Below are 14,143 nucleotides of genomic sequence, written 5' to 3' on the forward strand. Positions count from 1 at the left end.
TATAATGATCTACATCTCTTCATTATTAGATAATTCCTTTATTCCTAAAAAAGAGAGGACTTAGTTAGGAATGGGTATGAAAGCTTTCTACTTTTGCGGCCAAATCATCAAAACAAATTATAATATGGCAGATTACACGCAAATGTGGACTGAGCTTGGTTTAAACCATGACAATCACAACGCACTTCTAGACAATTTAGGAAATGCATACCAATCTATATTCATGACACAAGAAAATCGACCTGAAGGCATGTCGTATTTTGATTTTGTAATGAGTGAGGCTCATGGTTTAAGAATACAAGAATTGCGCGAAGAACAAGAAGCAGGTCGCAAAATTATTGGTTCATTTTGTGTCTTCGTTCCAGAAGAAATTGTTTTAGCTGCTGGTTGCACTGCTGTAGGCTTATGTGCTGGTGCTGATTTTGCACAAGAAGAAGTTGAGAAGGTACTCCCTCGTAATACCTGCTCACTTATTAAATCCTTTTTTGGTTTTAAACTTGGAAAAGTTTGTCCTTACATGGAGGTATCCGATATGATTGTTGGAGAAAACACGTGTGATGGTAAGAAAAAATCATTTGAAATTTTCAAGGATTTGGTTCCTAATTTCTATCAAATGGATCTGCCACAGACTAAAACACCTATGGCTAGACATATGCTTAAGCATGAATTCAAGAGCTTTGTGGAGAAACTTGAAGAAATGACTGGCAAAAGCATTAGCCTTGAAGATTTAAAGCAAGGAATAGCCACTGTAAATGCTAAGCGACAAGCTCTACGTCGTTTATCTATGCTTCGCTCTGCCAATCCTGCTCCAATTTCTGGTTTAGATGCCTTATTAATCAATCAAATTGCCTTTCTCGATAATCCAATTCGTTTCACCGAAAAACTTAATGCCCTTTGCGATGAACTAGAATTGCTTGTTAAAGAAAACAAAGGAGCAAAAAAAGTCAATGCCCCTCGTGTTATTATTTCAGGTTGCCCAATGGCTATTCCTAATTGGAAATTGCCTTCAATCATCGAATCGAAAGGTGCCGTTATTGTAGGTGAAGAATCATGTATTGGAGAGCGTGGTCAACGTAATTTGACTGACGATTCTGCTGACAACTTAGATGGCTTGATGGATTCTATTACAGATCGCTACCTTAAGATCGATTGTGCCGTATTTACACCAAACCAAGAGCGTATTAATCATATCAAAGAAATGAAGCAACAATACAATGCTGATGGTGTGATTCATTATGGTCTTCAGTTCTGTCAGCCATATATTATGGAGTCTTTCTCGGTAGAAAAAGAGTTAGAAAAGCAAGACATTTCAGTTTTGAGATTGGAAACAGACTACAGTCAGGAAGATATGGGCCAATTATCAACCCGTGTGGAAGCCTTCGTCGAAATTATTAAATAATTCAATTTTATTGAATACTTAAGAGTGAGAAACAGAATTTGTTTCTCACTCTTAAGTATTCAGTCTTACAAGACGTAATATAAAACTATGAAACGTCCATATATAAAGCTTTCTGCACACAGGCAGATGATTATATGGTAAGTTCCATGGCAAAATTATAAAGTTAAAAACATATGAAATTAGCAGGTATTGATATTGGCTCTCGAAGTATTGAACTCATTGTGCTTGAAGATGGACAAGTGATCCATAGTAAGCAGGCAGATTCTGGGTACGATCCTATAGAGAGAGTTAAAGAACTAATTTCGGATATTTCTTTTGATAAGATCATGGCGACGGGGTATGGACGGGGCATTGTTGAGGTGGCTCTAGATTACCCAACTGTTACAGAAATAAAAGCTTACGGAGCAGGAGCAACGGCCTTATATCCCGGAACCAGAAGTGTTTTAGATATTGGAGGCCAGGACACCAAAGTTATTTCAATAAATGAAAAAGGGAAAGTCGTTAAATTTGAGATGAATGATAAGTGTGCTGCAGGTACAGGCAAGTTTCTCGAGATGATGGCTACAACATTAGGTTACAAGGCACACGACCTTGGACCTGAAGCTCAAAAAGGAACAGAAGGAATTGACATCAACAGCATGTGTGCCGTATTTGCCGAATCGGAAGTCACTTCATTATTGGCCAAAGGATGCCAAAGAAACGATATTGCTTTGGCAATTCATCAGTCGGTATGTCGACGTGCCGTGGGTATGATTCGCCGTCAAAATATAAGCACACCATTGATGTTTGCAGGCGGAGTTGCCAATAACAGTTGTATGATTCAGCTTTTAGAAGAAACTCTGGGTGAGAGTATTATAGTACCTGAAAAACCACAGTTTGTTGGTGCGCATGGAGCTGCGATTCTGGCTGGTCTATCTTAACTAAGTCGTATTTATGAATCCTTAAGCTTATTAGCTGATGAAAAGAAAACCTGCTTCCAAATTAGAAGTGCAGGTTTTCAATTGATCGTGATATTTTTATTTTTTCGTCCTGATATACACATGTTTTATTGTGGCCCTATCGGTCTCTCTCTCATCGATATCAAAATGCTTTTTAAGAGATTTGATTAAGGGAGTTAGCTTCTCAAAACCATAATTTCGTGGATCAAAATCTGGTCTTTTCTTAATCAACAGGTTACCAACGTCACCAAGAAATGCCCAACCATCCTCATCTGCGATATCATCAATACTAGAAGCCACCAGGTGAATAATCTTTTTATCAAGTTTAGATATCGGGCTCTTTTTCACCACTTCCTGCTTAGGCGCTTCATCAACGACTGAAGGTTCAGTATGAGTCGAACTTTTTAGAATTTCAAGGTAAATGAACTTATCACAAGCCACAATAAAAGGTTTCGGTGTTTTTTGTTCTCCAAAGCCAAACACCTTCATCCCCGATTCTCTTAGCCTGATTGCCAATCTAGTGAAATCACTGTCGCTAGATACAATACAGAACCCATCAACTCTTTCGGTGTATAAAATATCCATGGCATCAATAATCATGGCTGAGTCTGTCGCATTTTTTCCGGTAGTATAACCGTATTGCTGAATGGGTGTAATGGCATTCTCAAGAAGAACAGATTTCCATCCAGCCAAATTAGGCTTTGTCCAATCACCATAAATTCGTTTAAATGTGGGCACTCCATATTTGGCAATTTCTTCCATCATGCTTTTCACGTTCCGTGAAGGCACATTATCTGCATCAATTACAACAGCAAGTTTTAAATCATCTTTTGTTTTCATGTGTTCTATAATAAATGAGTCATATCGCTTTAATAATTATGATTTCACACGCGACGAACTCTTAAAGTTAAGTTAAATGGCTTCAATTTCATTATTTAGCCAACATTTTTGAGCATATCATCTTCTATTTCAAGACAATCATGCAAGTAGTAGGGGTTTTTTCTGAATTCATTCCAATCAGTATGAAAAACGCTTATCATCTGATCAAGCAGTTGAGGATCGACATTTGCCTTTTGTTTCTTTAAATCCATACAATATTTCAGAAGATTATAACAAGCCGTAAATTGTCCACATGAAACCAGATTTTTAAGTCTCAAAACTTCTTTATCCTTTTCTGTGAACCAAAGAGTGGTGTCCATTTCACTGGCAATCTTAGCCGAATTATAAATCAGTTCACTTGGCTCATTTATTAGCTCTTCTTTTATATCCATTTCCTTTTCATCTGAATCACCCTTCTGATACTGATCATGGGTTAATTCATAAATCAAAGTCGTAATTCTTCTATTTTTCAAGCATTCATCTTTATAAAGTAAATCATAATTCAATCGCCTGATTTGTTTCAAGAAGATATCACTAATCATGAGCAATGATGAGGTGCCTCGTTCTTCAATCATTCTTTGTATCAAGCGAAGTTTGAGATTCTGAAATCGTTTTATTTTATCCTTCATGAACTTGGGAACCATCCCCAGTATCCACGTCCATAAGCGAATGGATATATCTTCCATTTTACCAATAAAATACTTAAGAGTAATCGCAAATAGAGCAAACATAGCCATTGCACCACCACCAATAAAGAGTCCAACCGATGGCCTATTCATAAAACCGGAGAGTAACAAACCAAAACTGATGATAAGCGGTAACCACAACCACCAACTAAGCTTTAATTTTTCAACCAAAAGATTAAACAACTGCTTAGGGCTCTTAGACCATCCCATTCTGACCATTTCAATTTCCGAGGGTTCCCAGGCTTCCATAAAATAGCTACCCACGTCGCAAACCATGATTAGATCGTAAGATTCTCCCTCATTCACACGCCTAACTTCAGCATTTATAATACTACCTATCCCTTGATTATCGACGATTCCTCCATCCATAATGCCAACCCCCTTTTCATATTCTTTTTGCGCCTTTAAGGCGATATAAGCTTCAGATTTGTGATCGCTGATAAAATCATCGGGCATTATCATGGGCTCAAAACCGATTGGGAAGCAGGATGAAGCAGCAATGGCATCCGATATTTTCATATTATCGGCAATTTGTTTTAGGTATGGACCATTAAGTCGGTAATTCCCAAATCGCCCGGTCGTTTGGAATCGAAAGGCCAAGCCAAATGAAAAGTCAGTTGCATTAAAACAAATATCTTCAAGATGAGATTTATTCTGTTTTAGAAATTTAAAGGTTTCATGAGTTAGAAGCTCATCGTATGCTAAAGCAAAAGCATTAGCTAAGGAACGCCTCTTATGGGATACCTTCCACAGGTCATCAGAATCAAGCTTTTCGAGCGCAAGTCCCAAAAGTTTATCCTCATCAAGAACCTTATAAAAGTCGCTATAAAATGTCTCGAATCTACTTCCCTTTGCCATATAATAAGCATAAGCCCCTCCCATTAGTGTTCCACCACTAACAGTACTTAAACCCTTCACGTGCTCTAATAAAGTCTTATCCTTTAACTGAACTTGCTTTAGATAAGATAATACACCCAATCCAAAGGCTGAAGCACGATAACCTCCACCACTAAAGGCAATGGCGATATTTTCAAACAAATCAATTTTGGGGGTTAAGCTCTTTTCTTCTTCCATAGGAGTCCCTTTCTAAAGAATGCGACATTAATTTAGGCTACGAGAAGCATTTTATCTCATAGAATAAATTTAACAAAAAAAGAGCTGAGATCAATGAGTTTAGAAGGAATTCCTTAAAGCGGAAACTAATCCAAATTGAATCTTGAAAGAGGTCAAATAGTTTTAAGCTTATTTTTCTTGTTAGTTAGATACACTCCAAGAAGAATAAGAAGCATACATGCCAAATGTAAAATCGTAATATTTTCACCATCTAGGACTCCCCACAGAATCGCAAAAATTGGAATAATATAGGTTACCGACGAAGCATAAACTGCCGATGAGTAACGAATGAGACTATTCATTAATACCATAGCTAGCGCAGTTCCTATTATCCCTAAACCTGCCAAAGCAAGCAGGTGAATCGGCCATGAAGGATTTTCAAGAGCAGGTGCAAAGTCAGTTGTTAATAAATAGATTAGAGCTACTGGTCCCGTAAAGAAGAAAGCTAGAGACGTAATCTGCATACCCGAAAGATGAGACAGTCTGGCCTTAACTTCATTAATATTAATGCCATAAAAACAAGTTGCCAATATAATAAGTAATGCATATGAATTGACAGGACCTATTTCCAAACCATTCCCTGAAGTAATCAAACCAACTGCACCTAATAAACCCATTATTAAACCTAAAGCCTGTAATGAGAGAAATTTTGTTCGATGAAAAAGAATACCTACAAGAAGTGTGAATACAGGTGTCATTGAATTTAGCATACCTGCCAATGCACTATCAATTTGGGTTTGAGCCTTCGTAAATAAAAAGGCTGGAATAAAACTCCCAATAAAACCTGCAATCAACAAACTCTTTATATCCTTCTTTTTTAAATATTTCAAATTCTTTATTGAATAAGGCAATAGAACAAGCGATGCTAACAACATTCTAATACCAGCAACCTGTTCATTAGTAAAACTTCTTAAACCGATTTTCATCAGTATAAAAGAAGACCCCCAAACAAAGGCAAGAAGTAAAAGAATAGAAAATTGAAACCAAGGCTTTTTCCAAATCATAGTACAGATTTTTTTAGGTCCTGCAAGATAGTGTGATTCTCAGTTCGTAATACAAGTCATCTAAAATAAATAAGGAAAAAAGCTAGACTAAATAAACTCTAGTTATTCTCAAAAAACATTTTCCCAATAATAGGTATATCCTTTCGATGATAGAACAAAACGATAGAACTTAAAACAAAGGTGATGATTGACATATAAAACAGTTTCCCTGAGTCGCCGTTTATCTCTACACCCAACTGAGTGAGATGCATCATGATGGCTCCACCTATAATTCCCAACACTAAACCAGAGCCCAGCCATATAGTTCGAGGTATTAAAATCAAAACACTTGCTATAAGTTCCAAAGCACCTATACCAATTCTACCATAAGGTTCCATGCCAACCTGAGTGAATATATAAACACTGTCGGGATGAGCTGAAAATTTAAACCATAGAGTCTGAACAAGAATAATTGCAACTAAAATTCGGAGGGCTAAAAGTATTTTATTTTTCATTTAGACTTTATTTAACTGATAATAATTGAATAAGATCTAAATAAATATACTGGTTTTTAGGCTGATAACAAATTCAGGCTATAGTCCCTTCGCTAGTTCTGTTTCACCTATAAAATTAACAAGAGAATAACACTGACTTAACCTTTAAAAGCGGTCTGCTAGCTAGATTTGAATAAAAAACACATGGAATTATTTATTCTATCATTCGGTGCTCTATTCTCAATTATGAACCCATTAGGTACCGTTCCTATTTTTGTAGGCTTAACTCAAAACAACAGTAAAAAGGAAAGAGCCGGCATTGCTTTCTGGACATCATTTAATGTCCTCATCATTCTTCTAATCTCATTTTTTACCGGGAAGTATTTACTTAGTTTTTTTGGAATAAGTCTAAACTCACTAAAGATTGCAGGAGGCTTAATTATTGCCTCATCTGGTTTTGCATTGCTTACGGGTAAATTCACCGAACACAAGGGAATGAAAAAATCACGAGTGAAAGATGATATTCATACCCGTTCAGAGATTTCTTTAACGCCTTTAGCTATTCCCATGCTAGCTGGCCCCGGGACTATATCCTTACTGATAGCTTACAATCAAGAATATTCAAGCATGATAGATTGCATAAGTATCTCAGGATCTGTCGTGGCCAGCAGTTTAAGCATTTACCTCATTCTTAAATCGTCACACTATATTGTGAAAATGCTGGGTGCCTCAGGTATTAATGCTCTTTCGAGAATTATCGGATTTATTGTGATTGCAATTGGTATTGAGCTTATTTTAGTTGCCGTACTTAGCATCTTGAAAATTGCCGGCTTATCTTAAAAGCGAAGTTTTACTATATTCCACGCAAAGAGCGCAGACGAAACGCAAATAACGCTAAGATAAAAAACATAACATTTTTCGGACTCTACGTCAATACAAATTACGCCATAACTTTGTGGACTTTGCGTGAAACATGGTCTTCACGTGAAACTAAACAACCAACAAGCCATTCTCCCTAAGAATCAAAACAGGTTTGGAGTACCAGAATAATTCGAAATTATCAAACTCCGACTCAAAGCTTTCTTTAAGAGTTGAAAGGGTGAATGTATCTTCTTTATTTATCGAAAGACGATCAAGAATATCAAGAAACCATTCGCCATATTCCTTTTCCATACTCACATCAACTACACCCATTTTATTATGGAAGCTCATTTCGAAGATTTCAATAGTTTGTCCCTTTTTCTTTTTAGAATAAGATGAAACCAAAGGCAAACCTCCCAACCAAATGACTTTAGCAGAAGCCTTACTCATAAATGGATCTTCAGCCTGCAAGCAATTTTGAATAAAACCACGCTTGATTGTTGTTCTAGGAATTTTAAAATCAAACCAGTCCTGTAATGGCATATCAAAACCAATATCGTGCATGTAGTTGTACAGAGATTTCTTCAAACCGAAACTGAATTTATCGTGTTTGATTCCTGTCTTATCCTTAAACTGAACATCGTTATTGGCAAAAGTAATTTTCTCATAAATAGGTTTCAATCCGTATCCTTCCGGATCAAGACCAATAGGGCTATGAGCTGTAAGGGCAAACTGATGCCAGAAGCCAGACTGTACAATACCAGCCTCAAACAACTGTCGAACCATCTCAAGACTATCAACTGTTTCTTGAACCGTTTCAGTTGGAAAACCATACATCAAATAAGCATGAACCATAATCCCTGACTCTGTCAGGTTATTGGTAACTAGAGCCACTTGCTCTACAGTTGTTCCCTTATTAATTAAAGCTAACATTCGATCTGATGCCACTTCCAGTCCACCTGATACTGCGATACAACCTGATGCCTTTAAAAGGGCACACATATCTTTCGTAAAACCTTTCTCAAAACGAATATTGGTCCACCAGGTTAAACTAAGCTTTCTCTTAATAATCTCAATAGCGACTGCCTTCATCAAAGCTGGTGGTGCAGCCTCATCCACAAAATGAAAGCCTGTCTCCCCCGTTTGAGCAATCAATTCTTCCATTCTATCAACCAAACTTATTGCACTTAGTGGCTCAAACCGTTTGATATAGTCTAAAGAGCCATCACAGAACGTGCATTTACCCCAATAGCAACCATGTGCCATGGTCAATTTATTCCAGCGCCCATCACTCCAAAGACTGTGCATGGGGTTTGTAATCTCAATAACTGAGATATACCGATCCAGCAGTAAATCTGAGTAATCGGGAGTTCCTATATCTTCTTGTTTGTAATCTTTTAATGATGAGTCATTCTTATAAATGACTTTTCCATTTTCACAGATAAAAGTACGTTTCAGTTCACACTCTCCTAATGGATTTGAAATATATTGCCAAAGCAGATCCAAAGGTAATTCCCCATCATCCAAGGTGATAAAATCGACGAATTCAAACACGCGAGCATCGCTTAGACTTCTCAACTCTGTGTTCGGAAAGCCACCTCCCATTACAATTTTAATCTCAGGATAATTTGCCTTCACAAACTGTGCACATCGAAAGGCTGAATATAAATTCCCGGGGAATGGTACAGACAAACAAAATAGCTTAGGTTGCTCCTCCTTCAAACGCTCATCGAGTAGGCTTAGGCTAAGCTCATCAATATAAGTTGTCTGCTCTTTTAAACTGGCATATATCTCATCGAAGCTCGAAGCCGATCGCCCCAAACGTTCGGCATAACGACTAAATCCAAAATTCTCATCAATACACTCGATAATAAAATCGGAAATATCCTCAAGATAAAGAGTAGCTATATGTTTCGCCTTATCCTGAAAGCCCATCATTCCAAAAGCAGTTTCCAACTCATTAACTTGTTCGAATCGTGAAGCTTGTGGTAAATAATTATCCGTACAAATCTGACGTGCTAAATTCTGATTCTTACCCTGAACAAATGCAATTACAGCATCAATTGTTCTCAGATAATCGCTCTTCAAAGCATAAATACGTTGTGCATTCTCCGACTCCACCATTTCAGTATCGTAGGCAATATCGAACAGTTCCTCTAAACTATCACGTGTGAAAAGAGCTAATATAACTTCAATACCTAAATCCATCTGATAAGATGAAATCCCTTTGGTATTAAAAAACCCTTTTAGATAAGCCGTTGCCGGATAAGGAGTATTTAGTTGAGTGAAGGGTGGAGTAATAAGAAAAATATCTTTCACAATAAGTAGGCGTTTAAATCATATAACTTTAACTGCAGGCAAAATTACAAGTATATTGAGAAAGATAAGGGCTTTCGTTCTTTTAATTCTTGTTTTAATGATTAAGTCAGATCGTACGAAATATTTTAAATGAAAAATTCCGGAATTATCCGGAATTTCAATAACACAAAGCGTGTTAATATTTCTTGTTGTAAATTGTCAACTAAGACTTATAAATCTTAAGAGAAGTGTCGGTAAATGAGGTCTTTAACTTTCTACCTTCTCTTTTTATATCAAAACTAAATAAGTACTCATACCTTACTGAATCAATTTCAATAGGAAGCATGACACGTATTTCGCTTTGAGTTTCATTTTCAAACAGATTATCAAAAGCCCAACGTCCACTAACAGGTGTCATATGCCACTTTAAATTTTCTATTGGAACAATATTATCTTTAATGCGACTCTTCTTCACAACAATAGTAGATAGTTGTACTTCATCAACATCTACAATCATTCTACCAGTATGCATTATCCTTTGAGAAATATTATTCTGATCAATATAGGTAACATCATCCCAAATGATCTTGAAATTTTTGTTAGAATCATTCTTTAAATTCAAGGCAAGATGTGTTGGTTCTAGGCACCATTCCACATCAACCAAACTATCTCTAAAGCATGCATTTATTAAATCCAGATGATTTTCATTATTCTTAATCAAACCATGATTTTCATTATTAAGCTCAACACTTGTCAGTTTAAGTTTGTACACCTGACTCTTTCTTGCGAAGATGTTCAAACTAACAAATAGAATTAGCACACTAATAATTAATATTTTTTTCATTCCGTTTTCATTTTACTATAATTTGACCCTAAATCCTGTAAATGAATATCCAAAGTATAACACCTCATATTGACTTAACAATAATTACAAAACAAATATTTGAATTCAACTATAGACATAACATATCGTAATTGTTAAAAACAAATTAACTCGTATTATCACACTTATTTCATTTTAAAAAGATGACAAACTTAAGTAAAGAAAATGAGGAAATTATTCCAATTTAAGACAACTTATTGCTATTACATTAAACATGCTTAAAAGTTGATAAGCAGCTGTGTGAGTTACACTAAACAGAATAATCTAGAATGATAGGTTTCATCAGTGTCATACTTTAAAAAAGGATGAAAAAAAACCAAAGAATGAATAAATAATATGTTTAAAAACTACATTACATAATCGAAGAAAGCGAAATTTATGTAAATTGTGTTAAAAAAACATAATAACGTCACATATGCAGAATACATCATGCTTTATAATGTAATTTCCACTGAAAAACCATTTTTTTGAATACAAAATGAAAGTTAGCTTTTCTTCGAACGCTCAAGTTTCGGAATACCTTTCGTAAACAAACCTGTTAAAAAACCATGGAAATCCTATCTCGTTCAATTTCATTGTACAGAAAGCCTGTATTTTTTCAGCAGTATCTATTTCTGGCTTATAAACTCACCCCCCACAAAGCAATATAGAGCTACTACATGAACAGTGGACTAATATATAGAGAGTTAAATGTTTTATATCTAAATTTACAGAAAAAGAAAGGCGGAAATTTAGCAGACATTCAACTGGCTTAGATCCATTGTCGTTTTCGAAATACAAAAACACCAAGGATAGATAAAAGAAGAGAACTGATAATAATTGTAGGCATTGCCCAAGATGAATTTTCAAATGAATTAGGCACATTCATACCAAATACACTAGCTATAAGCGTTGGAATCATGAGAATAATTGAGATTAGGGTCAACTGTTTCATCACTACATTCAGGTTATTCGATATCACAGATGCAAAAGCATCCATCATGCCACTCTGTATGTCAGAATAAATTTGAGCCATTTCCAAAGCCTGTTTGTTTTCGATAATGGCATCGTCAAGTAAATCATGATTAATCTCACTGCTTATTTTCTTCGAGTTTCGAAGCTTAGCCAATACAACCTCATTCGCCTTAATCGACGTGATAAAATACACCAAACACTTCTCCATTTTCAGGAGTTTATTTAGTTCTCTATTCTTAATCGACTTCTCAAGATCTTGTTCGATAAGGGCGGTTTGCTGGTTGATTTGTTTTAGATATTTCAGGTATATATTACCTGAACGCAAAAAGAGTCTCAGTATAAAATTATACACATCAGAAACAGCGCTATACTGCTCTCTAAAAGGTGAAGATTGTTCAATGGGTAAAACCTCATTATTCTGTAAACACAAGGTTAAGGTGAAATCTTGAGAAACATAGATACCCAATGGTATGGTATGAAATGGCGTTCCCTTATCCGAACTTTCAACGGGTACGCGCATAATCACCAAAGACCAATCATCTTCGAATTCGACACGCGATCGTTCATCAGTATCTAAAATATCTTGAATAATATCAGCAGGTAGCTGAAACTCATGGTGGAGTCGCTGAATTTCTTCGGCAGTAGGTTGAGTTACATTTATCCAACAGCCTTTTTCAGCTTTAGGGATTTCAATATAACCCCCAAAAGTTTTAAAAATTTTAATCATTTTATTTCCCTATAATGAACCATAGGGAAACAAGACTTGCCCCTTACAGATCAGTTAATACACTTATTCTACTATGATACGGGCCTTCGTCCATGACATTATTTGTTTTAAATCGTGCGCAAAAGTAATCGAATTATTCAATTCAAGATTCTTATAAATCCTCTTTTATTTATAATCTATTAAATATCGGCAAGTCTCTTACTGAGTATATGACTCAGCCAGAAAGTTTATTTTTTCAATTTCCATCTCTCTAACTTAGGAATACCTTTGGTAAAGAAACCTGCTAAAAATCCAGGAAATCCCATTTCTTTAAGCTTCACTTTACAAAAGGCTTGCATTTTTTCTTCTGTATCAATTTCGGGGCTCAAGAATTCACCATCCGCAAAACAATAGGAACAATACATGGTATTTTTACTTCCATCCTTATTGGTACTACCTCCCTTAGGATCCTTCTTCATTGGCATGCCACAACTTTGACAATTTTTATAAGTCTTTTCCATTACACTATATTTAAAATGAATGCAGCTTCAAGTTAAAAAAAATTGAGAAGTTTTCATTCTTTTCTATCGTATCTAATCATAGCTTAAAAGATCATTAACTGAAAGATTTACCCAAATGACATAATTTCCAGAATAGACATATTCAAAATCATAATTCGTAATTTCTAATTCATAATTATTAATTAACAATTATAAATCGTACCCAATCTTATCAGAAGAGGAAATCACAAACGTACTGTTGAAGCGAGTTAGGTATTCGAACTTGGAAAGTTTCTCCTGAATAAAATGCTGAAAGGCATTCATATCCTTCACCATAATCTTCACCATCGCATCAAAGTTTCCAGAGGTGATATAAAACTCCATTACCTCAGGCAGAGCCAATACTTCGCTTTCAAATTTCTCTACCACATCTCGTGTGTGCTTCGTTAGCGAAATGGAGATAAAGACGACCATACTTCTATCAATTTGCTCAGGATCGAGCACCGCCACATAATTTTTGATGATACCACTTCGCTCGAGCTTTTTCACCCGTTCGTAAACAGGGGTATTAGTCAAATGAAGTTTCTCTGCTAACTCCTTGATTGTGATTCGACAATCCTGCTGAAGGAGTTCTAATATCTTTCTATCGGTACGATCGAGATTTTCCATAAAAGAATATTTTTCTATTGATTCGCTCATAATGAAGCTTTACAAAGATATTAATTCTTCAAAACCTGCACTATGCTAGAACAGTTTTCTGTATTTAGTCCATATACTAGTAAATAATTAGGCATTAAAGTAAATTTACAAGTGTTTTTAACCTGAATCTCAGATTGGAAATACAAAATTCAAAATCAAAACACAAACAACAGATATGAAAGAAATTAGATGGCACGGAAGAGGCGGACAAGGTGGTTTTACCGCTTCTCGTCTTTTAGGAATTGCAGCTAGCATTCACGGTGGAAAGCATGCTTTAGCATTTCCATCATTCGGACCTGAGCGTAGAGGTGCTCCAGTTTTAGCCTTCACCAAAATCGATGATAGCAAGATACACGATCGCAGTGAAGTTCAGAATAGCGACTACGTTGTGGTGATGGATGAGACCTTGGTGACTCCTGGATTCGAAAAAGGAATCAGACCGGGTGCAACAATTCTTATCAATACAGAGCATGTTGAGAAGTACCGTGAGCCTCTAAAAGGATTTCAAGTAATTGGTATCGATGCAACAAGTTTAGCTATGGAAATCTTAAAACGACCTATTACCAATACGGCTATGTACGGCGCTTTAGCTGCTGCATCTGGATTGGTAAGCTTGGAAGCAGCTCTTGCTAGTATCAGAACTGAGATGAAACCTAAGTTGGCTGAATTAAATGTTAAGATTGTGGATCGTGCCTTTGCGGCAATCAACGAGCAGACTACTGTTAGTTGTTAATTAGCATCCATTCTTTC

Annotated in this window: 13 protein-coding genes; 4 read left to right on the forward strand and 9 right to left on the reverse strand. The window is 36.0% G+C overall.

Annotated features, from left to right (window positions below; genetic code table 11):
• The first annotated feature begins 124 nt into the window (after positions 1 to 124).
• Positions 125 to 1,399 carry a double-cubane-cluster-containing anaerobic reductase gene (locus ACXR6G_RS03785; RefSeq protein ID WP_458360068.1) on the forward strand — a complete coding sequence of 425 codons (1,275 nt, stop codon included), beginning with the start codon at positions 125 to 127 and terminating at the stop codon, positions 1,397 to 1,399.
• Positions 1,400 to 1,572: 173 nt separating this feature from the next.
• On the forward strand, positions 1,573 to 2,319 hold the full coding sequence (locus tag ACXR6G_RS03790) for an acyl-CoA dehydratase activase (protein ID WP_458360069.1): 747 nt from the start codon (positions 1,573 to 1,575) through the stop codon (positions 2,317 to 2,319).
• 96 nt (positions 2,320 to 2,415) lie between these two features.
• Here ACXR6G_RS03790 and ACXR6G_RS03795 read toward each other — a convergent pair whose 3' ends face one another.
• The 4 genes from ACXR6G_RS03795 to ACXR6G_RS03810 form a co-directional block, all read right to left on the reverse strand.
• Positions 2,416 to 3,177: an NYN domain-containing protein gene (locus ACXR6G_RS03795; protein WP_458360070.1), complete on the reverse strand. Its 762-nt coding sequence runs from the start codon at positions 3,175 to 3,177 to the stop codon at positions 2,416 to 2,418.
• A 95-nt stretch (positions 3,178 to 3,272) separates the two neighbouring features.
• Entirely contained in the window at positions 3,273 to 4,976 is a 1,704-nt protein-coding gene (locus ACXR6G_RS03800) for a patatin-like phospholipase family protein (RefSeq protein ID WP_458360071.1), read from the reverse strand.
• Positions 4,977 to 5,128: 152 nt separating this feature from the next.
• Entirely contained in the window at positions 5,129 to 6,019 is an 891-nt protein-coding gene (locus ACXR6G_RS03805) for a DMT family transporter (RefSeq protein ID WP_458360072.1), read from the reverse strand.
• Positions 6,020 to 6,117: 98 nt separating this feature from the next.
• A complete protein-coding gene (locus tag ACXR6G_RS03810) occupies positions 6,118 to 6,513 on the reverse strand; it encodes a hypothetical protein (RefSeq protein WP_458360073.1) in 396 nt (131 codons plus the stop codon).
• Positions 6,514 to 6,696: 183 nt separating this feature from the next.
• Between ACXR6G_RS03810 and ACXR6G_RS03815 the strand changes: the two genes are divergently transcribed.
• Positions 6,697 to 7,332, forward strand: a complete 636-nt coding sequence (locus ACXR6G_RS03815; protein ID WP_458360074.1) for a MarC family protein — start codon at positions 6,697 to 6,699, stop codon at positions 7,330 to 7,332.
• Between the two features lie 150 nt (positions 7,333 to 7,482).
• On the opposite strand, the gene ACXR6G_RS03820 is transcribed toward ACXR6G_RS03815, so the two are convergent.
• From ACXR6G_RS03820 to ACXR6G_RS03840, 5 genes are all read right to left on the reverse strand, one after another.
• Positions 7,483 to 9,672: a B12-binding domain-containing radical SAM protein gene (locus ACXR6G_RS03820; RefSeq protein ID WP_458360075.1), complete on the reverse strand. Its 2,190-nt coding sequence runs from the start codon at positions 9,670 to 9,672 to the stop codon at positions 7,483 to 7,485.
• Positions 9,673 to 9,874: 202 nt separating this feature from the next.
• Positions 9,875 to 10,495 (reverse strand): hypothetical protein, encoded by a 621-nt coding sequence (locus ACXR6G_RS03825; protein WP_458360076.1) that lies wholly within the window; start codon positions 10,493 to 10,495, stop codon positions 9,875 to 9,877.
• 790 nt (positions 10,496 to 11,285) lie between these two features.
• Positions 11,286 to 12,215, reverse strand: coding sequence for a magnesium transporter CorA family protein (locus ACXR6G_RS03830; protein WP_458360077.1), 930 nt, complete (start codon positions 12,213 to 12,215; stop codon positions 11,286 to 11,288).
• A gap of 227 nt (positions 12,216 to 12,442) precedes the next feature.
• Entirely contained in the window at positions 12,443 to 12,715 is a 273-nt protein-coding gene (locus ACXR6G_RS03835) for a zinc ribbon domain-containing protein (protein WP_458360078.1), read from the reverse strand.
• Between the two features lie 189 nt (positions 12,716 to 12,904).
• Entirely contained in the window at positions 12,905 to 13,363 is a 459-nt protein-coding gene (locus tag ACXR6G_RS03840) for an Lrp/AsnC family transcriptional regulator (protein WP_458360079.1), read from the reverse strand.
• A gap of 205 nt (positions 13,364 to 13,568) precedes the next feature.
• Here ACXR6G_RS03840 and ACXR6G_RS03845 point away from each other — a divergent pair, with 205 nt between their 5' ends.
• Positions 13,569 to 14,126, forward strand: coding sequence for a 2-oxoacid:acceptor oxidoreductase family protein (locus tag ACXR6G_RS03845; protein WP_458360080.1), 558 nt, complete (start codon positions 13,569 to 13,571; stop codon positions 14,124 to 14,126).
• Positions 14,127 to 14,143 lie beyond the last annotated feature (17 nt).

The sequence above is a fragment of the Ancylomarina sp. YFZ004 genome (assembly GCF_054254355.1).

Coding starts and splice junctions, on each gene's coding strand:
- ACXR6G_RS03785 (WP_458360068.1), top strand. CDS start 125: ATGGCAGATTACACGCAAATGTGGACTGAGCTTGGTTTAAACCATGAC.
- ACXR6G_RS03790 (WP_458360069.1), top strand. CDS start 1,573: ATGAAATTAGCAGGTATTGATATTGGCTCTCGAAGTATTGAACTCATT.
- ACXR6G_RS03795 (WP_458360070.1), bottom strand. CDS start 3,177: ATGAAAACAAAAGATGATTTAAAACTTGCTGTTGTAATTGATGCAGAT.
- ACXR6G_RS03800 (WP_458360071.1), bottom strand. CDS start 4,976: ATGGAAGAAGAAAAGAGCTTAACCCCCAAAATTGATTTGTTTGAAAAT.
- ACXR6G_RS03805 (WP_458360072.1), bottom strand. CDS start 6,019: ATGATTTGGAAAAAGCCTTGGTTTCAATTTTCTATTCTTTTACTTCTT.
- ACXR6G_RS03810 (WP_458360073.1), bottom strand. CDS start 6,513: ATGAAAAATAAAATACTTTTAGCCCTCCGAATTTTAGTTGCAATTATT.
- ACXR6G_RS03815 (WP_458360074.1), top strand. CDS start 6,697: ATGGAATTATTTATTCTATCATTCGGTGCTCTATTCTCAATTATGAAC.
- ACXR6G_RS03825 (WP_458360076.1), bottom strand. CDS start 10,495: ATGAAAAAAATATTAATTATTAGTGTGCTAATTCTATTTGTTAGTTTG.
- ACXR6G_RS03830 (WP_458360077.1), bottom strand. CDS start 12,215: ATGATTAAAATTTTTAAAACTTTTGGGGGTTATATTGAAATCCCTAAA.
- ACXR6G_RS03835 (WP_458360078.1), bottom strand. CDS start 12,715: ATGGAAAAGACTTATAAAAATTGTCAAAGTTGTGGCATGCCAATGAAG.
- ACXR6G_RS03840 (WP_458360079.1), bottom strand. CDS start 13,363: ATGGAAAATCTCGATCGTACCGATAGAAAGATATTAGAACTCCTTCAG.
- ACXR6G_RS03845 (WP_458360080.1), top strand. CDS start 13,569: ATGAAAGAAATTAGATGGCACGGAAGAGGCGGACAAGGTGGTTTTACC.